Origin of the sequence: Hirschia baltica ATCC 49814 (genome assembly GCF_000023785.1) — a bacterium.
GTDB lineage: Bacteria > Pseudomonadota > Alphaproteobacteria > Caulobacterales > Hyphomonadaceae > Hirschia > Hirschia baltica.
Genome location: NC_012982.1, coordinates 1,546,576 through 1,572,761 on the forward strand (window position 1 = coordinate 1,546,576; position 26,186 = coordinate 1,572,761).

At 42.8% G+C, this 26,186-nt stretch carries 19 protein-coding genes; 12 read left to right on the top strand and 7 right to left on the bottom strand.

Annotated elements, in window-relative coordinates; genetic code table 11:
• Positions 1–21 precede the first annotated feature (21 nt).
• A complete protein-coding gene (locus tag HBAL_RS07380; protein WP_015827314.1) occupies positions 22–570 on the top strand; it encodes an EF-hand domain-containing protein in 549 nt (182 codons plus the stop codon).
• A gap of 165 nt (positions 571–735) precedes the next feature.
• Here the strand turns inward: HBAL_RS07380 and HBAL_RS16310 are convergent, their stop codons facing one another.
• The 5 genes from HBAL_RS16310 to HBAL_RS07405 all read right to left on the bottom strand — a co-directional run bounded on the left by HBAL_RS16310 (position 736) and on the right by HBAL_RS07405 (position 5,121).
• Positions 736–1,617: an energy transducer TonB gene (locus tag HBAL_RS16310; protein ID WP_015827315.1), complete on the bottom strand. Its 882-nt coding sequence runs from the start codon at positions 1,615–1,617 to the stop codon at positions 736–738.
• Positions 1,614–1,997: an ExbD/TolR family protein gene (locus HBAL_RS07390; RefSeq protein WP_015827316.1), complete on the bottom strand. Its 384-nt coding sequence runs from the start codon at positions 1,995–1,997 to the stop codon at positions 1,614–1,616. Before HBAL_RS07390 ends, HBAL_RS16310 begins: the two co-directional genes overlap by 4 nt.
• Positions 1,994–2,380 carry a biopolymer transporter ExbD gene (locus HBAL_RS07395; protein WP_015827317.1) on the bottom strand — a complete coding sequence of 129 codons (387 nt, stop codon included), beginning with the start codon at positions 2,378–2,380 and terminating at the stop codon, positions 1,994–1,996. The genes HBAL_RS07390 and HBAL_RS07395 overlap by 4 nt, the downstream gene beginning before the upstream one ends.
• Positions 2,370–3,038 (bottom strand): MotA/TolQ/ExbB proton channel family protein, encoded by a 669-nt coding sequence (locus HBAL_RS07400; RefSeq protein ID WP_015827318.1) that lies wholly within the window; start codon positions 3,036–3,038, stop codon positions 2,370–2,372. Before HBAL_RS07400 ends, HBAL_RS07395 begins: the two co-directional genes overlap by 11 nt.
• Positions 3,039–3,138: 100 nt before the next feature.
• Complete coding sequence (locus HBAL_RS07405; protein ID WP_015827319.1) at positions 3,139–5,121, bottom strand: TonB-dependent receptor domain-containing protein; 1,983 nt, start codon at positions 5,119–5,121, stop codon at positions 3,139–3,141.
• Positions 5,122–5,568: 447 nt separating this feature from the next.
• On the opposite strand from HBAL_RS07405, the gene HBAL_RS07410 reads away from it, so the two are divergent.
• The 5 genes from HBAL_RS07410 (at position 5,569) to HBAL_RS07430 (ending at position 13,847) form a co-directional block, all read left to right on the top strand.
• Entirely contained in the window at positions 5,569–6,108 is a 540-nt protein-coding gene (locus HBAL_RS07410; RefSeq protein ID WP_083773117.1) for an RNA polymerase sigma factor, read from the top strand.
• Positions 6,105–7,085 carry a FecR family protein gene (locus HBAL_RS07415; RefSeq protein WP_015827321.1) on the top strand — a complete coding sequence of 327 codons (981 nt, stop codon included), beginning with the start codon at positions 6,105–6,107 and terminating at the stop codon, positions 7,083–7,085. Before HBAL_RS07410 ends, HBAL_RS07415 begins: the two co-directional genes overlap by 4 nt.
• Before the next feature lie 46 nt (positions 7,086–7,131).
• Entirely contained in the window at positions 7,132–10,077 is a 2,946-nt protein-coding gene (locus HBAL_RS07420; RefSeq protein WP_015827322.1) for a TonB-dependent receptor, read from the top strand.
• A gap of 124 nt (positions 10,078–10,201) precedes the next feature.
• Positions 10,202–12,874: a TonB-dependent receptor gene (locus tag HBAL_RS07425; RefSeq protein WP_015827323.1), complete on the top strand. Its 2,673-nt coding sequence runs from the start codon at positions 10,202–10,204 to the stop codon at positions 12,872–12,874.
• Positions 12,875–12,938: 64 nt separating this feature from the next.
• Complete coding sequence (locus HBAL_RS07430) at positions 12,939–13,847, top strand: hypothetical protein (RefSeq protein ID WP_015827324.1); 909 nt, start codon at positions 12,939–12,941, stop codon at positions 13,845–13,847.
• A 119-nt stretch (positions 13,848–13,966) separates the two neighbouring features.
• Here HBAL_RS07430 and HBAL_RS07435 read toward each other — a convergent pair whose 3' ends face one another.
• Both HBAL_RS07435 and HBAL_RS07445 read right to left on the bottom strand, forming a co-directional pair.
• Positions 13,967–15,097, bottom strand: coding sequence for an iron-containing alcohol dehydrogenase (locus HBAL_RS07435; protein WP_407635709.1), 1,131 nt, complete (start codon positions 15,095–15,097; stop codon positions 13,967–13,969).
• A gap of 318 nt (positions 15,098–15,415) precedes the next feature.
• The gene (locus HBAL_RS07445) at positions 15,416–16,825 is read right to left on the bottom strand and encodes a helix-turn-helix domain-containing protein (protein WP_041301476.1); all 1,410 of its coding nucleotides are present in this window, start codon (positions 16,823–16,825) and stop codon (positions 15,416–15,418) included.
• Between the two features lie 125 nt (positions 16,826–16,950).
• On the opposite strand from HBAL_RS07445, the gene HBAL_RS07450 reads away from it, so the two are divergent.
• From HBAL_RS07450 to HBAL_RS07475, 6 genes are all read left to right on the top strand, one after another.
• On the top strand, positions 16,951–18,483 hold the full coding sequence (locus HBAL_RS07450; protein ID WP_015827327.1) for an acyl-CoA carboxylase subunit beta: 1,533 nt from the start codon (positions 16,951–16,953) through the stop codon (positions 18,481–18,483).
• On the top strand, positions 18,480–20,501 hold the full coding sequence (locus tag HBAL_RS07455) for an acetyl-CoA carboxylase biotin carboxylase subunit (protein ID WP_015827328.1): 2,022 nt from the start codon (positions 18,480–18,482) through the stop codon (positions 20,499–20,501). The genes HBAL_RS07450 and HBAL_RS07455 overlap by 4 nt, the downstream gene beginning before the upstream one ends.
• Positions 20,498–22,636, top strand: coding sequence for a methylmalonyl-CoA mutase (gene scpA, locus HBAL_RS07460; protein ID WP_015827329.1), 2,139 nt, complete (start codon positions 20,498–20,500; stop codon positions 22,634–22,636). Before HBAL_RS07455 ends, scpA begins: the two co-directional genes overlap by 4 nt.
• A 214-nt stretch (positions 22,637–22,850) precedes the next feature.
• A complete protein-coding gene (locus tag HBAL_RS07465; protein WP_015827330.1) occupies positions 22,851–23,636 on the top strand; it encodes a GntR family transcriptional regulator in 786 nt (261 codons plus the stop codon).
• A 162-nt stretch (positions 23,637–23,798) separates the two neighbouring features.
• Positions 23,799–24,812, top strand: a complete 1,014-nt coding sequence (locus HBAL_RS07470) for a zinc-dependent alcohol dehydrogenase family protein (RefSeq protein WP_015827331.1) — start codon at positions 23,799–23,801, stop codon at positions 24,810–24,812.
• Positions 24,809–26,170, top strand: a complete 1,362-nt coding sequence (locus HBAL_RS07475) for an MmgE/PrpD family protein (protein WP_015827332.1) — start codon at positions 24,809–24,811, stop codon at positions 26,168–26,170. The genes HBAL_RS07470 and HBAL_RS07475 overlap by 4 nt, the downstream gene beginning before the upstream one ends.
• Positions 26,171–26,186: the final 16 nt, after the last annotated feature.

The window sequence follows — 26,186 nt, forward strand, 5'->3', positions numbered from 1 at the left end:
CTTAATTATCGGGGTAATCCTATGAATATTCTAAAATCCGTCCTTTTAGGGGCAGTACCTGTTTTTGCTTTAGCAGCATGCGCGACAACAGATCTTGCAGCTTCTGCTCCTGAAGCTGTTGAAGTCACCGAAACTGTAACTGGTGCAAAAAGTGAAACAAAATCAAAAGATAAAGAAAATGCAAAACCAAAACGCGTGTCCAAAGGTGGTGGGCATTCAAAGGCTGATTTCTACAATGCATATGATGCAGATGGAGACGGAAATGTCAGTCAGGAAGAGTATAAAAAAGTACGTGACGCTGGTTTTGATGCACGAGACCCAAATAGTGACGAACAGGTTCTCGTTGATGAATATGTTGCTGAATATGAAGCCCGTTTAGCTCAGGACTTAGCTGAACAACGTGACAGGCAGTTAAAGCAAGCATATGTGCGCTTTGGTATTCTGGATGCGGATAAAGATGGCATTCTCACCCGAGAAGAATTCCAAGCTTCAGGTGTTCGTATGTTTAGTCGTTTAGATTCAAATGCTGATGGTGTCGTCAATGAAATTGACGAAAAAGACGCATACTAAAAGTTTGCGTTTGTAAATCGGTTTGAAATTGTGGCTGCGATTTTCATGAATATTTTCAGATAATTGCAGCGACAAAATGAGGGTTCTAGTCACTGTGGCCGTGATTAGAACCCTTTGTTTTGAGGCATAGAATAAGTTGGATACAAATGAGAGGTGCTGAGACCTCTATTTGCCTTTTATTTCCACAGTAAAGCTAGTTTTTGCTTTGTTGGGAGGAAGGGGAAATGGACTTGCTCTGCGTATTAATTTCAAAGCTTCTCTATCAAACCGGTTTGATCCTGAACTTTTTGAAATCGAAATTGCATCTATTTGACCGTCATGTGTGATGGTGAATGCAACGAATGCTGAGCCGGGGCTGGTTGCACGCGGTTTTTTGCGCCGTGTTAAGTGCTGCAATACCAGACCTTTATAATTGCTTTCTGCCGCGTTGCCGACTGCTGTGTTATTGTGTTTGCGGTGTGCTGATTGTGTGGCTGCACTAGAGAAGTTTTGTGCTTTTGATGCTGCCAATTTGGTTTCATCATTGGGATGTTTTTTATGTGTTGCTGCGGATGATGAGGTTTTACCTGCATCTTTTGCATTTTCGGGATCGTTCGTTTTTGTCGTGTCGGTTTGAGATGTTTGTTTGGATGTTGGGGGTGTCTCCACGCTCTCTTTAACTGCAGCTTTGGTTTTCGGTAGAGGCGTTGCAGGAAGCTTGGGAATTGCAATCTTATCCTGTGGAATTTCTGGCTTTAATTCTACAGGCTTAGGCGGCTTTGATTTGGCTGCCGGAGGTTTGATTGATGTTTTTGTGTCCTTGATCTGTTTGCGAGGTGGAGGTGGGCTTTTTTGTGTAGGCTCCTCTGTGTCGTCTGCTTTCGTAGATGGGGTTGCTTCAACTGAGTGAGGGATGTTGAAAGAACTATTCCAATTTACACTCATCGAACTGCCAGCGACTAACGCCGTTTCTGGTTCTGCTTGCGGGGTAATTATGAGCAGACTAGCATGTGCAGAGCAGGCAAATGTAAAACAAACGCTCGCTTTTAAAATTTTAGAACGGGTCATTGGGAAATATTCTCCGTCATTATGACTATCTGGAAAGCGCCCTGAGTCTTAATTTCTTTGATCCGATTTAATAGGTCATGCGCTGGTAGGTTTTTGTCGGGAAGGATTTTTATCACCGAGGTTTCAGGTGGCTGGCTCTGCAGGTATTGATGCAAGCTAACATTGTCCTGCCCTTCATGAGATAGCGAATTGTCTTGCAATATTATGAGCGCATCAGGAGGAACACAGCAGTCTAGATCTGATGTTTGAGTGAATTCCAAAGAGTCATGTTTGGGACCAGAAAGCGAGCCGGCGACCATGAAAAAAATCAAGATCAGAAAAACGATATTGATCAATGATATAATCGGTTCACGTTTGGAGGCGCGTTGAACTTTTCTCATTGCGGCTCCATTACATTTATCTGAAGTCCATCAATGCCATTTAGCTGAGTTAATACCGTTGTCAGTCTTTGGGTTGAAACATCTTCGTTTACCGATATTGCAATTAAAGTTCGGCCCTTCGCCTTTAAAGCTCGAATATGTTTGTAAGCTAAATCATCAGACTGCTCGCTCGTGTTTAACGTTACTTTTTGAGCGCCGATATTGAGCCGTATTATGTCTTCATTTTGAACAGATGATGTTGATTGAGAACCGCTGCTGATTTCGATTTCTGAGAACTTTGTGAATGTGGATGCCAGCATGAAAAAAAGCAGCAGAAGAAAAATTACATCTATGAGTGATGTAATTGATGTTCGCTTGCGGACATACGCACGTTTAAGCGCCATATTGCGAAACCTCTGCTGTATTGATTTGGGGTTCTGCAGCTTGAGGGGTGTCTAGTGTGGATATGGCGTGCTCAGCAAAGCGACGTTCATTGTCCATTTGAGCCTCAAACCAAGAGAGTGCAATTGATGTCGGCATTGCGACGGCCAATCCCGCAGCAGTCGTCATGAGAGCAACCCAAATACCACCCGCAAGAATGGCTGGGTCAACTTGGGAGCCTGCGCCTTGCAATGCTCTGAAAGCTTCGATCATCCCAAGAACGGTTCCAAAAAGGCCGAGTAGGGGCGCGAGTTGTGCAACCATATCCAACGTTCGAAACCCTCGTTCAAATGGTTGAAAAGCTTGTTCAGCCTCAGATTCTAATCGTTTGTTGATATTCTCACGGCCATGAAGCGACATACCCAATTGTATCATGGGCATTAGACAATGCTTGCTCGGCTCAAGCGCACTTTTTGCCGGATCTTTCAGCCCATTATCCCATTGAAATAAGGCTTGTTTTAGTAATTTGTGTCGACCAATCTCATTGGTATAAAATTGCCAAAGTTTATAAAGGATCAGCGTGAATGTAAGGACTGAGGTTAGAGCCAGAATAACGAGCACAGGCCCGCCCATTTCATAAATTTTACCAAAAGAGCTAAAGTAAGAACTACCTGAAGTCATTTTGCGAATTTCCGATTGGATGCATAAGAATTGCTCTAAGATATGAATGTTGAAAACAGGAGCAGACCCTGTGTTGGTCGCTCCTGTTTTCGTTTCTAAATTAGAACGCTTTTGAGATTGTCACTTTCAAATTGCGACCGATCGCAGGACGTGTCGCTATTGCTGGAGTGTATTTTTGGTCTAGAGCGTTCTCTAGTCCAATCCGCAATGAAGAGCCTTCCAAGAAACCGTTTTGAGGCGTAATGGTCGTGCGCAAATTCGCAGTTACATATCCAGTATCGATTGTGCCATTTGTATCGAGTTCATCAACGGCGACGATCTCACCACTTACATCTATGAGTCTGCCAAAGCGTTTCCCGAGGGTAAAGCGTACATTGTCTGCGATAGAATTTCGCCAATCAACCTGATTGCCAGAGCTTGTCGTTTCATCTGCATCAAAAATGGTTGCGTTCAAATCAGAATAGAAACCGCTCGAAAGAGCATAAGATGTTTCAAGTTCAAATCCTGTTAGACCAACTTCTGTGACACCTGAGTATGAGGTAACATCTTCAAGCGTTGTATCGAAATAGTTCAGCTTAAATGACAGATTGTCATTTTCAGTGAAAAGGTTGCTTCGATCATAAGATGTACCGATTTCATATGTATCAGCGACCTCTGGCTGCTCCATGTATACAGCGTTTTCTAGGTCATCAAGAATTGGGAGGTTTTCAGTGTGTGCATAGCTCCCAAATAGTGCAAATCCGGAAGAGAATTCATATCGTAATGATGCGCCGCCCATTAACGCATCATTTTCGTAGGAAATCTCGCTATCATCATTGAGTGTGCCATCAATAGTGGATGTTTCATAGCGAACAGCCGGAGAGAAGCTCCATCCATTTAGCAAGTCGATTGTATCAACAAGGAATAGTGCGACTCGATCATCCGTTCCGCCGGGTGCAGAAGATGCATCAAGCCGATCTTTCTGGATTATTTCTGCACCAATTCTTAAATCATGATCAATTGATTCAGTACCTAGATTAAAGGTGTTTTTGACCGTCAGTTTTGTTGTTTCATATTGGTGATCTGCATTGATAACTGCAAATCCGCCAGGGTTCACACTTTCCTGATCAATCTCTTGGTTTGCATAAGTAAGTATAACATCTAGATCAATTAGATCATTTTCTTCAGGCGCATAGTTGTATGTCAAAGAAGCTGATTGTGTTGAGATGTCTCTATCAACATTACCAAATCCGCCGCCTGATAAACCAAATGAGTCATATGGCACATCACGGTCAGTTGAATTAGATTGTGTATAGCTAGCAGCGAGACTGTGTGATCCGGCGCTGTATTTAGCTTTCAACAAATATGAAGGTAGTTCAAATTCTGTATTGGTAATATCATTGCCGCTACCGTCGGTTTGTATTTCTTGCTCTTTCCAAGAGAAATTCCCTAGAAGCTCAAACCCTTCAGTGGGCTGAAGTGCGAGTGTACTAGAAGAATTGAAACCATTACCATTGGAGGCGTAACCGAGGGTTTGACGGAAACCGAATGATTTGTTGTCCTTGATCATGTCAGAGGCATCAATCGTTGTTAGTTTGACGACACCACCGACAATACCTGACCCGTATTCGAAACTACCTACCGTTCCGCGAATGACATCTACACTCTTGAATAAAGCTGGATCAGTATAAAGCTGCGTTCCAATGCGATATAATTCTTCAGAACCGACGCTGGCACCATCAATTTGAATGGCTACTTTTTGATCCGTACCGTAGGTGCCGTTTGCACCGAAACCACGAATATTGATACCTGATCCAGACGGGGTCGAGCCGTTCACAAGTGAAACACCGGGCACAGAGTCAATTAATTCAGCAATTGTGCCTGCTTGGCGGTCTTCGATTTCCTCTTGATCAATTGTTGTGACGGGCGTCGCGGTGTCTGTTTGGACGTCACGCTTACTTTCCCCCAAAGTAAGTGTCCCTAGAAATTCCCCATCGGATACTTGCGCTGATGTGTTTTCAATCTCTTGTGCCGATGCAACTTGATGTGCTGCCAATGCTACGGCCATAGCGGTTGCGCTTTGAAATACCAGTTTCTTTATCATTTTATCCCTCTTGCCCAAAAGGCAATTAATAATCATTCTCATGTGGCCGTGGGGAGGGTCTACTCTTTTCGTAGCGCATATGCAACTGCGAATTATTCTCAAATATGCAGAAAAAGCTAGATATTTAAAATTTTAACGACCTAAAAACGAGAGGCTGATCGACTTTACTATTTTCAGTGGAAGGTAAGTTTTGGTACTGCCCTTCTAGAGTCGGAAATAGGATTGGTTAAAGCGCGGTTGAATTTGGCAGTATGAAATCGCGTCAAACTAAATGGATATTTAGAAGATCAAAAATCATCAAAGCAAAATTATATCACCTCAAGAATGTAAGACGGATGAAAACTGTCTCCTTGTGTGAAGGTTTTGTGAATTGTAGATTTAGCTGGTCATTTGCCATTTGAAACAGTTGCAAATTGTTAAAAAGCGAGTTCAGACGAAGCGGGTTGGATGGTCCAGTTAGTAGAGAAAGTACACAGGATGGAAACTCAAAGCGATCTTATGCGATCTTATTTGAGCTTGCGACCTGCTTTAAAGAGGTTTTTAAGGTCCAGATTGCCCTCTGACCAAGATGCTGAAGATTGCTTAAATGATTTAGCAGCTAGAATTCTGACTACCTCTTCTATCGAAGGCGAACGTAGAAACGTCCAAGGGTATTTGTTCGCAATGGCTTCAAATTTAGTGTCTGATTGGTTTAGGGCGTCGCACACTCGGAAGTCGGGAATGCATGTTCCCATCTATGATTTAGCGCTGACAAATGATGATACCTCTCTTGATGATAAGCTTGCTGGAAAAGAATCCTATCGTCGCTTTGAGGAAGGGTTGCAAAAATTGCCGCAAGATGAACGTGATGCTTTTGAATTACATCGTGTTCAATCAAGAACATTGCCTCAAGTTGCTGAGGAGCTAGATGTTTCGATTGCGCGAGTGAGGAAACTCATCAACAGGTCGCATACAAAACTAATGAATTATGTCTGGGCAAAATCATGACAATAAATAAGAATAAAGTGATTTCAGAACAAATTCTGGCTGAAGCTGTTGATTGGGCGAACCTGTTAGAAGTCGGTTTAGACGACAGTCAACAAATTCAGTTTGAGGCATGGTTGGCAAAAGATAAAATGGCAACAGAAGCGCTTGCTCAATATTATGCGCTTTTATCTCTCGCTGAACAAAAAGCCGAAAATACAGGTCAGGTCATTGCCTTTAATCGCAAGCCTAAACGGTCCACATCATATGCAAAATGGGGCGCTTTGATCGCTGCTGGATTAGCGATAGCTATCATTCTCGTGCCTCAAATTGGCAGAAACGATGACCAACAGGCTCCAATACATCTGGAGGCAATCCAAACCAGAGTTGATAATTATGAACTGGCGGATACGAGCCGTATCTGGTTGGACAGTATGTCCGAAGCTATTTTTGAACAGACATCATCCTCTCGTTTGATGGCGTTAAAGAGTGGTCGCGTGTTTTTGGATGTCGCTCATGATAAATCCAAACCATTCATCATTGATTCCGGTGACGTGCAGTTCGTCGTTAAAGGGACGTCTTTTGAAATTGATAAACAAGAGAACAAAGTAGACCTAAGCGTTGAAACTGGTTTGGTTGAGATACATTATGATGATGTGGTCACAGCGGTTGGCAGGGGGAATATTGCTTCATTTGATTTGAAAGACAGACGTTTGGAGTTGGCCCCAATCGATGAAAGCAAAATCGCGCTGTGGCGAGAAAATAAACTCTATTTCGACAATGTGTCGCTTTCTGAAGTCGTGGATGAATTTAATCGCTATTTTGAGGCCGGAATTATCCTGAATGACCCTGATTTAGGAGCAGAGAAAGTATCCGGCGTGTATGAAATTACTGGTCCAGACGCTTTCTCTGATACTTTAGCTGAGCTTTTCAGCCTCGACGTGCATAAAAATACACTAGGAGAGGTCGAAATTTCAAGAACCGAAGCGACTGATAAATAACTGACACAGTTCTGGAATAATAAGAGGCATGTAAGAGGGGCTTTGCATGTTTCGGAATTTATTTCTGGCGGCGAGTGTCGTTTGTATCAATGTTGTTTTGCCTGCTCATGCAGAAGACTCAGTTTGGTTAGATTTAAAGCCTGACTTATTGTCAGACCAACTCCTTGAAATTGCCAAGATCTATGATGTTGATGTGGTTTTTAGGAATAAGGACACCGCCCACAAAACAAATGGTTATGTTGTGGGGCAGTTCACGACGCAAGAAGCTTTAGAAGCTGCCCTGTCTGGCTCTCAATTACGCTTTCACCAAGATAAGCTTGGCTCTTACATAATTGAAGCTATTTCAATAGATTCTAAAGAGAATAGTGCCCCACGGCTTCCCTCAGAAATTTTAGCCAATAAGGGTAATGATCAGAGCTCAGCAATCGCTCTTACAGGGTTAGATCCACTTGTGCTGGATACAGTTCTCCTTAAGGGGAGTATGCTGTCAAATATTCGATCACTGAAAAACAAACGCTTAAGTGATACAATTACTGAAAGTGTCTTTAGCGATGAATTGGGACAGATTCCCTCCAACAATATCGGTGAAAGTATAAATCGGCTTCCTGGCGTATCTATGTTGGTTGAAAAGGGAGAGGGACGTTATTTCCAAATTCGCGGCATCAACCCAACACTTAATAATATAACCCTAAACGGGACGAATATAGGGTCGCCAGAGACAGAGAGCGGCGGTCGTCAGGCCCCTTTGGATATGATTGCCAGTGGTGTGGTTGACGGCGTTGTTATCCGAAAAGTTCGAACACCCGATATGGATGGGCAGGGTATCGGTGGAACGTTGGATGTCGAAACAAAATCACCTTTTGACCGCAGCAGTCATTTTGATGGGCAAGTATCTGCTAAATATGGGTTTGAAGAGATTTCAGCATTAGAGAATTCGTATGGAGGATCTGATCCATTCGCATTGGAAACGACATTGTCGGCAAAATCAAGGGATCAAAAGTGGGGGATGTTATTGTCGGGAGCCATGTCTGAAAGAGAATATGTTGCTTCAGGTATTTATCAGGATGATTGGTCTCAGATCACGTCTGAAACAGGAGATCAGACTGGGGCAATTCCGAATCTGATCAAAAATAATTATTATGTGATTGGCCGCAAAAGACGCAATTTGAACAGCGTTTTAGAATATCGACCAAATGACACAAACAGATTTTATGCCACAACATTTTGGGCGCGCTGGGAGGAGTTTCAGCATCGCAATCGCTATGAAGAAGTTTTGGGACAAGAGCTTAGCTTCACTACGCCTACTACTGGCGAAGTGGAGAATGTAGCCGCAAATCTAAACCTGAGGCTTGAAGAACCCAAAAAGACGATATTTTCCATTGCTGGCGGTGGTGAACATCATCTTGATAACCTCGTTTTGAGTTATAAATTGAACTCAAACCAGAACCAGATATCCGAACCAAATGTATTTTGGAAGTTTGCAACAGATCCTATTCTTGGTCCAGAAAGTTTCATTATAGATGCAAAAGGGATTGTGCATCTGACGCCGCAAGAAGAAGCGTTGGACCGACAATCACCGACTTATTTTAAATTAGAAACGCTTGATCGTTTGGAAAGTGAGATGAAGGAGACATCTTCATCTTTTCGTGGAGATTTAGAATGGTTCTCCAGCGCTAATACATCATTGAAAACGGGCATTAAATATCGCTCAACGCACCGTGAACGTGATTTCTCAGAGCCGGTTTACCTCTCTGGAATATCGCAATTGAATTTGGCAACTTCCTCAAATTTCACACATAGCGCTTTTGAAAACTGCAATAAGAGCCTTTGCGCCCCCAACATATTATTGGACATCAACGCCTTAGAAGCATTCTATGCTGACACTTCTAATTCACTCTATTTCCAACTTGATGAAGAGGGGGAGTTTCAGGCTGAGTTTTCATCTGATTACATGGTAGAGGAAGATGTTTTTGCGCTATATCTTATGGGGAAAAAGGCGATTTCATTTGTTGATATAATTGCAGGGCTTCGCATTGAATCAACGCAAGTAGAAACATCCGGCTATTTGCTTTCAGATGGTGCAGCTAAACTAATCAAACAGAATGACAATTATACAAATTGGTTGCCAAGTCTTATCGCGACTTGGAATTTGCACCATAATCTGCTTGTCCGCACCAGCGTATCTCGCGCAATAGGGCGTCCAGATTATACAGATATCGCACCTCGTTCTTACTTGTATGAGAATGAGGCAGGAGAAGTCTTACAGATAGGAAATCCTGATCTCAGTGCGCGTGTATCATGGAATTATGATGCATCTTTTGAATGGTATCCAAATGATTTGTCATTGCTGTATGTGAATGTGTTTCACAAAGATATTTCTGACGACATTGTAGAGGTTTCACAAACAATTGCCGGCGAAGATAATATTCGTTCAGAATTGAATGTGCGCGGATTAGACATTATTAGCGATGCCCAGATAAGTGGATTAGATAATTTACAAATACAATCATTTATCAATGCTGGAAGTAGCCGTTTGACCGGCATAGAATTAGGGCTAAATACAAGGTTGGATTCTGTCCTTCCATCCCTCTTTCGTGGTTTTAGCATAGCGGCAAATGCAACCATTTTAGATGGCGAAACAATAATTGATGGGCAATCATTTCCATTGCTAAATCAAGCTGATCACACATATGCATTGTCTTTCTTATATCAAAATAAAAAGACAGATGCCTCCATTTCCTATGCCTATAATGACAGCTATCTGACGCGTTTTGATCATGACAATCCAAACGATAATTTAAGCCAAGGCGAATTTGGGCGTTGGGATGCTAAGCTCTCATACACGTTTAACGATGGGGTCAAATTATTTCTTGAAGGCGTTAATCTCAACAATGAACCCACAACAGAGTTTCAGGGCAGTCGAGAAAGCTGGAACACTGAGCATGAATATGTAGGACGCACTGTTTATCTTGGGTTGAGCTACGGGTTTTAGAATTTTTCTGATCCGTGAGGTCGAAACTTCATTTCATAAAACTGTCAAACAGATCGCGAAATTCCTTCCGTCTTAAAGGTTGGAGCGCGATTGACCCGCTCTGATTTATACCTGAGGGGATACCATGTCTAAGAAAAACCTAGTCTTGAAGACGGCTCTGATTAAAACATCTATTTTAGCGCTTTCTACAGCTTTTACCTTGCCCGCTTTCGCGCAAGAGAGCGTTCAGTCCACAGAAGACGAAACATCAATGATGGACACGATTGTGATTGAAGGTTCTCTTCTTTCACGTAAGCAGGGCATCATGGACAAGCGCGACGCATCTCAAATCATTGAGGCTTTAAGTGCGGATGAACTTGGTCAATTGCCAGATAAGAATGTGGGTGAAAGCCTAAACAGGCTTGCGGGTGTATCCATGCTCGTTGAAAAAGGTGAGGGGCGTTATGTTCAAATTCGCGGTATCAACCCATCGCTTAATAATGTCACAATTAATGGTGCAAACCTAGGGTCTCCAGAAGTCGAAGGCGGTGGGCGTCAAGCGCCTCTAGATATCATTGCCGGCGGTGTGCTGGGCGCTGTTCAGGTGATCAAAGCCCCAACACCTGACATGGATGCACAAGGTATTGGTGGTACGGTTAATGTCGAGACAAAATCTCCGTTTGACCGTGAAGAAAACTTCTATGGTTATGCAAATGTTCGTTACGGGTTTGAAGAAATTGAACCACAAGATAACGCATATGGTGGAACAAACCCGTATGGTTTGGATGCCACTCTTGCTGGTAAGACTGATGATAAAAAATTTGGATGGTTGATTGCTGGCTCTCTTTCAGACCGTGAATATATTGCGCCTGGTTTTTATCAGGATGATTGGGCAAAATATGATGCTGATGCAGCGACAAATTCTGTGGGTGGATATGCGCCTGAAGCCGTTAAGAACAATTACTATGTTATTGGACGCAAGCGTTTAAACCTGAATGGGGTTCTTGAGTTTCGTCCGACAGATAACTCAAAATATTTCGCACGTGGGTTTTATGCAACTTGGGAAGAGTTTCAGCACCGCAATCGTTACGCCGAAGTTTTTGACAATGATATTGTGTTCACAAGTGCTGAATCAGGAACGTCTGGTGAAAACGCTATCCAAGCCAATATTCGCCTAGAAAAACCTGAAAAAGAAGTTTTCACTTTCGCTATTGGTGGTGAGAATATCGTAGATGCTTTGACTATAGATTATGAAGTAAACTCTGGTTCCAATAGCTTAGAAGAGCCTTATTCCTATTGGGAATGGGAAACTGGTGAGGATTTTGGTCCAAACACTTTCACAATCAATGGCGATGGTCTCGTCACCATCACACCTGATGCTGGTACACCGGACCGCCAAGATCCAAGCTTTATCAATTTTGACCGTGCGCGCTTTCAAAATAGTTCTATGGAAGAAGACACGCTTGCTGCGCAATTTAATGTCACTTGGGACATGAATGATCAAACCCAAATTAAAACGGGTATGAAGTATCGGAGCACTGAACGTGAATGGGATTACAGTCTCACACGTTATGATGGCGGCGCATCCGACCTGAATCTGGGATCATCAGATAGTTTCACAAATGGTGCATTCACAAACTGTATTGAAAGTGGTTGTCGTCCTAATATCCTTATGGATATCGATGCAATGAATGCATTTATTGCAGACCCAAACAATGCAGAATTTTTTGAACTAAACGAAGGCAATAATTTCTCATCTGAATTTGCATCTGATTATGGCATAACTGAAAACGTATTAGCTGGTTATGTGATGGGAAGTCATGATTTTGGCGGTGTTGAACTAATCGGTGGTGTTCGCGTAGAAGCCACAGACATTGATAGCTCAGGTTATCTCTTTGTTGATGGTAACGCTCAAGAAGTTGAGGATGGTGGTGATTACGTCAACATACTTCCAGCATTGTTAGCCAATTGGGATGTTACCGATAGCCTGAAAGTTCGCGGTTCTGTGACACGTGCGCTGGGGCGTCCTGAATTTGATCAAATTGCACCGCGTTCTTCCTTCTCAGATGAAGCAGGGCAAGGGTCTCTCAATATTGGTAATCCAAACCTAGAGGCTCGTGTTTCTTGGAATTATGATGCATCTATTGAGTGGTATCCAAACGAACTTACTTTGCTTTCAGCATCTGTATTTATCAAAGATATCTCCAATGACATTGTTGGTCTTTCCGAAAAATATAATGGTGTTTCTGAAATCAATGCAGCGCTTGCAGCTCGTGGGTTGACCGGTGCTATTGATGTAGATGGTCTTGGGCTTGAAGAGCTGAATGTGTCTACAACTCAAAATGCAGGTTCAAGTGAATTGAAAGGTCTTGAGCTTATTGCTCAAACCCAATTTGATGATTTCTTGCCTGCATCGCTAGCTGGTTTTGGTGCATCTGTTTCTGCAACATTCCTTGATGGTGAAACGGAAGTGAATGGTGAAACTTTGCCATTGCTAAATCAGGCGGAACGCTCCTACGCATTCTCTGCTTTTTATCAAAACCACGGTATCGATGCTTCAATCAGCTATGCTTACAATGATAGCTTTGCAACTGATATTAATTTATCAGATTCAGACTTTAATTTGGATCAAGGTGAGTTTGGTCGTTGGGATGCAAAAGCATCATATGAAGTCATGGAAAATTTCAAAGTCTTTGTTGAAGGTGTGAACCTGAATGACGAACCGACAACTGAATTCCAAGGCAGATCTGAGCTTCGCAATACTGAAGCTGAATATGTGGGTCGTACTGTGTATGTTGGATTGAGCTACGGCTTCTAAATCGAACGATTAAAATATCACCCCACCCCGGAATCGGGGTGGGTTACTTTTTTAGGAATTTGCAATGCATCGTTTAATTGTCTTGATAGCTGCGTTTGGGGTTGCTGCCTGCACAACCTCGACACCAATTCAACAAACATTTGATACCACAATCACAGAACTTGAAGACATCACCACCTATACTCCACCACCAGTTCAACAATTTGTCGCTACAACTTTGAGAGAATATGTTGCTCCGGAAGCTGATCAAGGGGTCGCAGTGGATGCTGATTTTTTCTATCCGATAGATAACACAGTGATTGGAAAATACCGCCGTGATACTGGGCAAATCGTTGCACGATTTACTGCACCTCATAAAGGGCTGATCCGGCATATGAATTCTTGTTATGCACGCTATCAAAAGATCTGGTGTGCGAACTCAAATTATTCTCAAACCCCTATGGGATCATCAATTGAAATTTTTGATGCGACAACCTTAAAGCACATCCAAACACATTCTTTGGGAATGCGGGATGAGGGGTCGTTGACATGGTTTGATGAAATTGAAGATGGCTATATTGCTGGTTTTGCTCACTATTCTAAAAATGGCGGGCTTGCTCATAAGGGGTATGAGTATTCCAGCGTTGTAACCTTTGATAAAAAATGGAGACGCACCGGTGGTTGGATGTTCCCAAAAAACGCCTCTGATTTAATGGCACCTTATGCGGCTTCTGGTGGTGCTCTAGGACCGGACGGATTATTATATATTCTTGGGCATGATAAACCGGAAATGTATGTATTGGCTATGCCGACTATGGGGCCAACCATGATACATGTGGCGACAATTCAGCTGAAATCTGAGGCGCAGGCTTTCTCATTCTCCCCCGATAAAAATACCCGTAAGATTTGGGCGATAGAACGTCATAAAGGAATGGTCCGAGAAATTGAAATTCCTCAAATTGGCGCATTACCTGAGCATGCTCGGAAGTTTTAGAAAACAGCTAAAATCACTTTATCAATTTGATATGGTGAGCTCATTTAGGATTTTATAATCGTATTTATTTCAAATAGATAATAGTAATTGGCTGGCCTTTATATAGGCCAGCCATTCTCTCAAAGCACCTCTTGGTACAGAGACAATGCTTGCTCATAGCTCATTTCTCTGGGGTTGTTTTGCATGAGGCGTGTATTTGCAATTACATCTTCCGCCATACGCGGTAAGTCATTGTGATTGACGCCAACATCTCGCAATTTGAGTGGCACACCGCTTTGTTTGCAAAGATCAATCATCTTTTCAACAAACGCATCCGCATCGGCTTTTACACCGACATAAGGGCCTAATTCTGCATATTGTTCGGCTGCTTTCTCACAGTTGAATTTTAGAACAGGAGAGAGCATGAGCGCGTTGGAAACGCCATGCGGCACATGAAATAAAGCACCCAGCGGGTATGCCATTGCGTGGACTGCGCCGACCGGTGCATTTGCAAATGCCTGCCCAGCTAAAGTTGCTCCAATACACATAGCCTCTCTGGCTTCAATATCATCTGGAGTGTCACATGCTTTGATTAAATTGGCTGACATCAATTGTAAGGCTTGTTTGGCCAATGTCGATGATAAAGGGTTACGCAATCTAACAGATGTATGCGCTTCGATGGCATGTACCATCGCATCTATACCTGTGGCTGCTGTGACCTTACGTGGAGCTGTCATTGTCAGCACTGGGTCGACGATAGCCACATCAGCATAGAGTTGATCTGACACAATGCCGACTTTACGGTCATCTTCTGTTGTAACAATTGAAATAGCAGTCACTTCACTGCCCGTTCCTGCTGTTGTCGGAAGAAGAATTAAGGGTAATCGGTCGCCTTCAACTTGATCAACACCAAAAATATCGTGAAGGGATTGTTTGCCTTTCAAAAGTACAGCGATGAGTTTGGCTGTATCCAATGATGAGCCACCTCCTAAACCAATCACGCCGTCCGTGTTGTGTGCTTTGGCAAATTCGACTGCTTCGTTTATCACAGCTTCAGGTGGATCAGCGACCACGCCATCAAAAACCTCAAATTCAACCCCAGCTTCTTTGAGGCTGGTGAAGGCTGTTTCAGCCAAACCAAATTTTAGAATGTCTTTATCTGTCACAAAAAGAGGGCGTGACATTCGGCTTTTCACAAGTGCACCTATATTTGCTGCACCATTTCGTTCAAATCGAATCTGAGGTGTTGTTTTGAATGTGAAGCCCATAATTGATCGTCCCGATTGTTTTTATTTGTTATTTTATAAATGAGCCTTCTTGTGTATTTGTAAAAAACTCATCCTTTTTAGGACATAGAAAGCGTATATGGAGTGAAAAATCAATCAATTGAAGGATACTGAGACAAAATTGCGCGGCGGCTTGGTAGATGTTTTTTCTACCTTTCAATTGTCGGTATTTGTTATTATCAAAGTCAAACTTTTCTAGTCTTAGTGGTAGTTTAAAATAGACGGTGTATGTTTTCATCGTATCAGTTTTTAGAAATCTTCATTTAAAAATATTCTGTTCATACGTTCCTGTCAGGCAACGCCCTATAATTCGTATGGCAATAGGTTTCTCTGATTAATATTGACGTTGAATTGATGTCTTGATGGAGGAATGGATCTTTGGTGGCATTTTTTGCGTTCGCAAGTCCTACATGAAATACCGATTGGATCGAAATTGTCTTCATTTTTTGCATCTAGGCCATCGCCATAGACGATTTGCTTAAGATAACTTACCTCACAGCCTAATGTGAGCGCGTGACGCCTTACGGGGTCCTTGAAGCCACCAGACCTTGATTGTACTTCAAATGCGAAACTGAGATATTGTTCTCCGTCACTTGTTTGGGCGAGTTGTCGAATGATTTCAGAGCCTGAGCTAAAGGCTTGGTGAGCATTCCATAGTGGGCAAGCAGAGCCAAATCGGGCAAATTGCAATTTGGTTGCGCTATGGCGTTTTGTTATATTTCCGGCTTGATCGATTCTAGCAAAGAAGAATGGAATTCCTAAATTTCCGGGTCTTTGTAATGTTGATAGTCGGTGACAAACTTGTTCTCTACTGGCACCAAAGTGATGACGAAGTAGGTCTATATCATATCGTTCGAGCCTAGCTCTTTCGAGAAAGCTTTCATAGGGAAGAAGAACGCTTCCCGCAAAGTAGTTTGCCAGTCCAATTCGGCAGATTTGATAGGATTCTTCATGCTTGAATTCTAGTTTTGATAATATTTGGTCTAGCAGTTGGTCTTGCTCAATCAGGGCAATGGTGAACGCGATTTGAAAGGTTTGACTAGAGCGAGGGAGGGAAGGGTTTAAGTGGAGTGTTTTTGTCGATGTGTCGAAATAACGAATAGAGTTTGGGTAATCAGCACTGCCGCCAAAGATGACCTTTATTTGATGGGTGTCTTGTAGATATTTTTGTAATCTATCAAATATTGGCAGTGTTGGATCATGTGTTATCTGAGAAAGTTTCTCACCCTCTTTGTCAATCTCATCAATGTAATTGTCTATTGAGTGATAATAATCCCTGACTTCTTCATATGGTGTGGGGAATAACCCCAAATCAGCTTTTGCTTGGTCAAATTCTATCAATGAGTGTTTTAGTTGGTTTGCTGTTTTGTAGAGTTGAGAATAAGCCGCCGCAAATTGGGGGGCATGTTTTACGGCGAGTGCTAACTCTCTCTCCGTTATTTCCGACAAATGAGAGAGTTCATCCTTTGAAGCTTCCTTAAGTTCATTGAAGAGGATGTCGCTTTCACGCCCGCCCAAAGTTTTAAGGTCTAGTCCAAACGTTTGAGCAAGTGCGAGTAATATCCCTGCGGTAACGTGCCTTTGGTTGTTTTCAAGTTGGTTTAGATAACTTGTTGAGACATTCAAAGCTTCCGCGAATGCTTTTTGCGTCATCTGGTTTTTTAACCGAGCTTCTCGGATTTTGTGACCAATGAATAATTTAGGTTTTTTCATAATACTCGCACACATCAACTTTTGTTAATTGAGTTAAATCAACAAAAATGCAATTACGCAAGAAAAAGCTCTTCCTTTGAGCCTGTGCGCATTAACGTCTCGGATTGTTGGATCTGGAGATTTGTATGCAATCTATACTTGAGCAATTATCGGTGCGTCGCGAAGAGGCTCGTCTCGGTGGAGGCAAAACGCGGATAGACAGCCAGCACTCCAGAGGGAAATTGACAGCACGCGAACGCCTTGAGCTATTGCTTGATATCGATAGCTTTGAAGAGTTTGATATGTTCATCAAACATCGTTCAACAGATTTTGGTATGGATAAAAGCCATATCCCCGGTGATGGCGTTGTTACGGGATGGGGAACGATCAACGGACGAAAAGTGTTTGTGTATGCGCAAGATTTTACCGTTTATGGAGGTTCTTTATCTGAAACGCACGCAAAAAAAATCTGCAAAATTCAAGAAATGGCTCTTAAAAATAACGCACCTATTATTGGTCTTAGCGATTCCGGTGGAGCGAGGATTCAAGAAGGGGTAGCAGCACTCGCTGGATATAGCGATGTCTTCCAGAACAATATACTTGCTTCGGGCGTTATCCCGCAAATAAGTGTAATTATGGGGCCATCAGCTGGAGGAGCGGTCTACTCGCCTGCGTTAACGGATTTCATTTTTATGGTTCGTGATAGCTCATATATGTTCTTAACCGGGCCTGATGTTCTCAAGACTGTCACCAATGAAGTCGTAACAGCTGAGGAATTGGGGGGCGCAAAAACGCATACGTCCAAATCGTCAGTTGCAGATGGAGCCTATGACAATGATATGGAGGCTATCGCCGAGATTCGGCGATTGTTTGACTTTCTACCTCTCAACAATAGAGAGGGCACGCCAAGTCGACCTTTCTTTGATTGTTCTGACCGGATTGAAGACAGTCTAGATACGCTTGTACCCGAAAATCCTAACCTTCCTTACGATATGCGTGAACTGATAGAGAAAGTGGCTGACGAAAGCGACTTTTTTGAAATTCAGGCAGACTTTGCGAAAAACATACTCTGTGGGTTTGTTCGCATTGAGGGGCAGACAATTGGAGTCGTTGCTAATCAGCCAACAGTATTGGCAGGATGCCTTGATAGTGATGCGTCACGTAAAGCTGCAAGGTTTGTTCGTTTTTGTGATTGTTTTGAAATTCCAGTTTTAACATTCGTAGACGTGCCTGGATTTTTACCTGGGCTTTCTCAAGAGTATGGCGGCGTCATCAAACATGGTGCCAAACTCCTATATGCATATGGTGAAGCGACTGTTCCGAAGGTGACAGTGATTACGCGTAAAGCGTTTGGGGGTGCTTATTGCGTTATGGCATCCAAGCATTTGCGTGGGGATATCAACTACGCTTGGCCGACAGCTCAAATCGCAGTTATGGGCGCTAAAGGGGCTGTTGAAGTTTTGCATCGTCAGGATCTAAAAAATGAAGACAAAACAGCCCAGCATATTGCTGACTATGAAGAGACGTTTTTGTCTCCATTTAGAGCAGCTGAGCGTGGTTACATTGATGACGTTATTCAACCACATAACACGAGACGGCGGATTAGTCGGGCATTTGCATTACTGAAAGATAAGAAAATCAGTAACCCATGGAAAAAACACGGAAATTTACCTCTATGATTAAGAAAATACTCATTGCAAATAGAGGTGAAATTGCTTGTCGGGTCATCAAAACAGCTAAGAAAATGGGAATTAAAACCGTTGCTGTTTATTCTGACGCAGACAAAAATGCACTACATGTTGAAATGGCCGATGAAGCTATTCATATTGGCCCGCCACCGGCTAATCAATCATATATTGTGATTGATAAGATTATAGAGGCGATTAAACAATCGGGTGCAGATGCTGTGCATCCTGGATATGGTTTCCTCTCTGAAAATTCTGAGTTCTCGAAAAAGCTTGCCAAATTGAAGGTCGCTTTTATTGGGCCAAACCCCAAAGCTATCGAAGCTATGGGGGATAAAATAACATCAAAAAAATTGGCTCAACAAGCTGGCGTTTCAACGGTACCGGGACATATGGGCTTGATCGAGAACTCAGATGCCGCTGTTAAGATATCTAATAAAATTGGATATCCGGTAATGATTAAAGCCTCCGCCGGTGGCGGGGGTAAGGGAATGCGCATTGCTTGGAATGATGAAGAAGCGAGAGAGGGCTTTCAGTCTTCTAAAAACGAAGCTAAGAGCAGCTTTGGCGATGACCGGATTTTTATCGAAAAATTTGTAACTCAGCCTCGACACATAGAGATTCAAGTATTGGGTGATAAGCATGGAAACATCATCTATTTAGGTGAACGTGAATGTTCTATCCAGCGCCGCAACCAAAAAGTAATTGAAGAAGCGCCATCTCCATTTTTGGACGAAGTTACACGTAAAGCTATGGGTGAAGAAGCTGTTTCTCTAGCGCGTGCAGTTAATTACGACAGTGCAGGTACTGTTGAGTTTATTGTTGATGGTGACAAAAATTTCTATTTTTTAGAAATGAATACAAGGCTTCAAGTTGAACACCCGGTGACAGAGTTGATTACTGGAGTGGACCTTGTGGAACAAATGATCCGCTCAGCTAATGGCGATGAATTGAACTTTAAACAAAGTGATGTGAAATTAAATGGTTGGGCGATGGAAAGCCGCATTTATGCTGAAGATCCATACCGTAATTTTTTACCATCTATTGGTCGTTTAAAAAGATACAGGCCGCCCCAAGAAGGTTTGTATATGGATGGTACGATTATTCGAAATGATACTGGCGTATATGAAGGCGGTGAAATTTCGATGTTCTATGATCCAATGATCGCAAAGCTATGTTCGTGGGGAAAAGGAAGAGCAGAGAGTATAAGTGCAATGAGGTCTGCACTTGATATATTTGAACTTGAAGGAATTGGTCACAATATTCCCTTCTTGCAGGCTGTGTATGACCACCCTCGCTTTGAAAGTGGAAATATAACGACAGCTTTTATCGCCGAAGAATACCCCGATGGTTTTGAAGGAGGGGTGCCTACTAAAGATAGTGAGAGAAAAATTGGCGCGATTTGCACATTGATGCAGATGCTCAAAGAACAGAGAGCAGCTCAAATATCTGGGAGCATAGCTAATCACCGTCGACAAGTTTCTCAATGTTGGAAAGTGGAGGTTGGTGATCAGGCCTTAAATATAGATATTGATCGTAAAGATGGCCGATATGTTTCCCAAATAAGAGATGAAGGTGTTGAAAACTCTCAATATCATCAGATATCAACAGACTGGTCACCTGGTCAGCCTCTGATGCAAGCTGTCGTCGATGGGGAGAGCTTCAGCTTCCATGTTAAACCTCGCCCTGAAGGTTTTTTTATATGGCATCGTGGATGTGAATATGATGTCAAAGTAAGAACGGAACGTGGCGGTGAATTGGCAAAATTAATGCCTATAAAAATGCCGATGGATACTTCGGACTTGCTATTATGTCCAATGCCGGGAGTTGTTGTGTCTATCCTCGTCGATGAGGGGCAAGAAGTACAAGATGGTCAGGCACTTGCGGTTGTTGAAGCGATGAAAATGGAAAATACTCTGCGTGCGGAGAGGAAAGGCGTCATATCTAAAATAAGCGTCAAGGCTGGTGAAAATTTAGCGGTGGATGATGTTATTATGGAGTTCGTGAAATGAACGTCCCAACATTAGAAGATTGGTATGAGCTGGGTGCTAAAGAGTTGCGGGGACGCGAAATTGATGACTTGAATAAAACAACTCCTGAAGGGATTAAGATAAAACCAGTTTATACGAAACGAGATGTTCCAGATTCCATTGAAAAAGAACTGCCGGGATTTGAACCTTATACGCGTGGTGTACGCGCCACTATGTATGCGAATCAACCATGGACGATCCGCCAGTATGCTGGATTTTCTACTGCTGAAGAGAGCAATGCGTTTTATAGAAAAAATCTAAAAGCTGGTCAAAAAGGATTATCAGTTGCATTCGATCTAGCAACTCATCGAGGATATGATTCTGATCATCCTCGAGTTGCAGGTGATGTAGGGAAAGCCGGCGTTGCAATTGATACTGTAGAAGACATGAAAATATTGTTTGACGGTATTCCGTTGGATGAAATGTCTGTCTCAATGACTATGAATGGTGCAGTTATACCTGTGTTAGCAATGTTTATTGTTGCAGGGGAAGAGCAAGGTGTTGATCGCTCCAAGCTCTCGGGAACGATCCAGAATGACATTCTTAAAGAGTTTATGGTTAGGAATACGTTTATTTACCCGCCTGAGTTTAGCATGCGGATTATTGGGGACATCATCGAATACACTTCTCAAGACATGCCCAAATATAATTCCATTTCCATTTCTGGGTATCATATGCAGGAAGCAGGGGCGACATTGGCGCAAGAGTTGGCTTTTACACTTGCAGATGGAATGGAGTATGTAAGGGAAGCTAAGAAGAAAGGTTTGGATATTGATGCGTTTGCTGGGCGTTTATCTTTTTTCTTCTGTATAGGCATGAATGTGTTCATGGAGGCAGCCAAATTAAGGGCTGCACGTCAGATATGGTCAAAGATTATGACAAATCTAGGAGCAAAATCTGAAAGATCAAAAATGCTTAGGACGCATTGTCAAACCTCTGGGGTTTCTTTGACGGAACAAGATCCATACAATAATGTTGTGCGAACCGCTTACGAAGCAATGGCAGCAGTTTTAGGTGGCACTCAATCATTGCATACAAATAGTTTCGATGAAGCTATTGCGTTGCCAACTGAAACATCAGCTAGGATTGCTCGAAATACTCAATTGATTTTACAATATGAAACAGGTGTGACTGACGTGGTAGATCCGTTGGGAGGGTCATTTTATGTTGAGGCACTTACTCAAGGCTTAGTTGATCAGGCATGGGATATGATCAATGAGATTGAAGCTGAAGGTGGCATGACGAAAGCTATTGAAAAAGGTTTGCCGAAACTGAAGATTGAACAGGCCGCTGCGAAGAGACAAGCCCGTGTCGACAAAGGGGAAGATGTTGTTATCGGGGTGAATAAATATCGGTTGGAAGAAGAAGATCCGATTAATATTCTTGAAATAGATAATGCAGCTGTTCGTAAAAGCCAAATTAGTCGTATAAATAAAGTAAAGGTTGTTCGAGATTCACAAGCATGTAACTCAACGTTAGAAAAGTTGAAAGATATCGCTGAAAACGGGAATGGAAACATTTTAAGAGCGGCTGTTGAGTGCGCGAGAGCGAGGGCTACATTGGGTGAAATTTCTAACGCTTTGGAAGACGTGTTTGGGCGGCACCAACCGATTACACGTGTGATAAAGGGCGTGTATTCAGATGCATATAAAGAAGATCCCATTTATATAAATATTCAAGCTAATATACAAAAATATGAGCATGAAAAGGGCACAGCACCACGAATTTTGATCGCAAAAATGGGGCAAGATGGACATGACCGTGGCGCAAAAATTATTGCGACTGCTTTTGCTGATTTGGGATTTGGGGTGAACATGACGGATCTATTCTCAACCCCAGATGAAGTCGCTGAGCTTGCAATTATCAGTGAAGTTGATGCTATTGGTATTTCTTCGTTAGCCGCAGGGCACAAGACGTTGGTTCCAGAATTAATAGATGTTCTTAAGAAGTTAAGTCGAGACGATATAAAAATATTTGTTGGAGGAGTAATTCCAGAACAAGATTACAGTTTTTTAAAAGAGGCTGGTGTTATAGATATCTTTGGTCCTGGAACGAATGTACTAGATGCTGCGTATTCAGTTTTTGCTGCAATATCTGGTAAAAGTAGAAACACTTGAATTTCGAGTAACTGGATTATTTCAAGCTTTTTCTGTGGCCTTACAATCTGGATGGACCAATCTTCTGGGTAACATTGTTGTTTATTTATCTATATTATATGTAATATATGAATGACATCTCAATCGATATTTAGAATGAATGATTGATGGAAGTGGTTCGATTCCTTAATTAATATAATGGGGGACGAAATATTGATATAAGGAGTGGGAATTCGTGGTTAGGGATGAGAGACCTAAAGATCTAGGTGAACGCAAAACCGTCGTAGATCGAGATGCACCGATGCCGCTCTATCATCAGATATATTTGCAGATTCGTGACGAAATACTGAGTGGCCAGAGACCATATGGTAGTGTCCTTCCTACTGAGCAAGAAATGACAGAATTATTCAGCGTCTCGCGGATAACAGCGCGTCGGGTTCTTAATGAATTGGCTCAGAACAATTTTGTGGAACGTCGTAGAAGGCTTGGAACTAGAGTTATCTTTAGATCACCTGCTAAACCTATAGAAGGTGATATAAATCAGGCGCTCGACTCGCTTATGGCTCTGGGAGCAGGCACCACTGTTAATGTTGTTGAGGTTGTCAAGGAGATTCCTAGTCCTACCATTGCAAGCGCTTTACAGTTAAAAAAAGGCGAACCTGTCGTACGTGCTATTCGTATTCGGTGCATGGATGGGCAGCCGCTTGGGCATGTCGTGAGTTATGTTCCTGCTCGTCTAGCTGAGCATATCACCGCGATTAATTTGTCCAAAATGCCGATTCTTAAAGTCCTCGATTTTGCTGGCTATAAAGCTGAACGGGCAGAGCAGACTATTGGCGCTATTTTAGCTGATGCACGCCTGTCAGATGCTTTAGAGCTTGAGCCTCGCGATGCATTGTTGCGAATAGGTCGAACAGTTTATGATAAGGATGAGCAACCTTTTCTCGTTACTGTCGCCAATTATAGAGCTGATAAATTTAACATCAGAATTGAGTTGCATGGATCGGCTTTAGACGATTGAAGTTAATTTACAAAATAATACTTTCAAAGATGTCTCGATTAAATTCACACCACTAGTGACACAAAGCTTCAATTGGTATACTTATAATACAAATGATGCTAATTCTGGCGAATTTAGCCAGAAGCCGCAAAAATTGATATTAGTCTAGAATTGAGGAACGTCGTGAAAGCATATCACATTGGAGCGCAGGCTGGGATTTCGTCTTTAACTGCAGTTGAAGTGCCTGAGCCAAAAGTGACGCCAGGCAACGTAATTGTCCGAGTGAAGATGGTTTGTTTAAATCATCGCGATGTTAGGATTATTTGTGGTGAATATGGACCTAAACGTCCTGCAGACCGAATTCCTAACTCTGAAGGTGTTGGTTGCGTCGAAGAAGTTGGTTCGGATGTAACTGGATTTGTTAAAGGTGATCGCGTTATCGCACCTCACTTTGTGTCTTGGAGCCGAGGTCCTTTTTTTCAAGCTGTTTTTGCGCGTGATGTAGGTGTTACCGAAGATGGTTGGTTAGCTGAGTTTGTATCAATACCTGCAAGCGCTTTGGTTAAGGTTCCTGATTCACTTAGCGATCAACAAGTGGTGCCTTTATCTGCTGCTGGGCTGACAGCCTGGAATGCATTGGTAGAAATTGGTAAAATTAAAGCTGGTGACAAAGTTGTAACGCTTGGAACTGGTGGAGTTTCTATTGCTGCCATGCAAATCGCCAAGATGCACGGAGCAAAAGTGTGCGTTACATCCTCTAGTGATGAAAAACTGGATGCTGCGAAGAGGCTTGGTGCAGATGTAACTGTGAATTATCGCGAAACCCCTGAGTGGGGAGCTGCTGTTTTTGATGCTTTGAACGGTGGAGCAGACATTGTGGTCGATACAGCGGGGCAGGCGACTTTAGCTCAATCAATCAATGCAGCAGCTCCACTTGGCCGTATTGCTATTATTGGTGCTTTAGCGGGTGCCGCGACGACGGGGTTAGCAAACTATGGCTCAATTATAGGTAAAAACTTAGGCCTATATGGAGTAGCTGCTGGAAGTCGTGAGATGCTTTGTGCTTTGGTAAACGCCGCAGCGGAAAATCAGATTGAGCCTGTTATCGATCGAGTTTTTCCTTTTGAGCAAACGCCTGAAGCGTATTCTTACCTTGAAGCTGGCGGGCATATGGGAAAAGTGCTTGTTGAATTATGAGCGAAAATGCAACCCAAAGATTGATTGAGGGCGCTCTTGCTATTCATTGGGAGGCTATATCAAATGCCAGCCGTGTTGCTGCGAAGACATTTCTTCATGATACATTGGCGGTTGGTGTGGCGGGACGTAATGAACCTTTAGCCGACATTGTTAGTGCGCAAGCACAAAAATGGAGTTGCGGAGATGGTTCTTCTTTTCTTTTAGGTCGGTCCGGGGTGCGGTTGGCCGCACCTTATGCTGCGTTTGTAAATGCTTACCAGATTCATTGTCAGGAATTTGATTGTGTTCATGAACCAGCCGTAGCGCATCCCATGGCTTCTGTTGCTTCCGTTTTGTTAGCTGAAGCGGGTGAAGCCCCTGTTGATGGTCGACAATTTTTAGCGGCTCTCATTGCGGGGGTAGAAGTCGTTGCGTCTTTAGGTGTTGCAGTAAATGGCAGTTTGAAATTCTTTCGCCCCGCTACTGCAGGGATTTTCGGTGCGGTCATTGCGGTTTCTCACATGCGGCAATTGAAGTATAATGTTGTTCGGCAAGCATTCGGGCATGCCTTGTCCTTTTGTAGTGGTACCATGCAGGCTCATGTTGAAGGAAAACCAACTCTTGCCTTGCAGGTTGCTGGAGCAGCTCGCTCAGCAATAGAAGCTGTAGATTTGGCAGTTGCTGGGTTTCCAGCTCCATCCAATTCGTTAGAAGGACCGTTTGGCTATTTTTCGTTATTTGAGAATGATGCGGATTTAAATGCTACATTAAAGATTCAAGAAGGGTATCATCGAATTCAAGAAGTGAGTTGGAAGCCGTTTCCGACAGGAAGGGCTGCGCATGGAGCAATAGTAGCGCTCCAAAACATGGTTGAAAGCGAAAATTTAACAACAGAGTCACTGGATCGGTTTGTTTATAGAGCGCCGCCTTTAATTGAACGTTTGGTGGGTAGGCGACCCTTTTCCGGTATGAGTGTAAGCTATGCTCGACTTTGTTTTGCTTGGCTCGGTGCAAATGTTTTGCATAAGGGGGGGGTATCGTTATCCGACTTTACCCGCTCTAACTTGGACGATCCAAAGCTTTTGAATTTATCCGAGAAGATATTTGTTGAAAGTGACGGAACAACAGATTGGTCTGCATTTGCTCCGGCGGTTGGAATTGCGAAACTTACGAACGGTCGGAGGATTGAGGTTCGAGTTGACAAACAATTTGGGGCCCCTGAGTGGCCTCTCTCTAGGAAGCAGCACCTCGAAAAGGTGAGGTCATGTTTGTCATATGGTGGTATAGATGAAGCGGACTTAAAGCTTACTCACTTTATAGAAAAAATCGAACTCATCAGCGATGTTCATCAAGAGCTTGTTTCTGTTTTAGAAAATTGAAATTTTTTATAGGCAG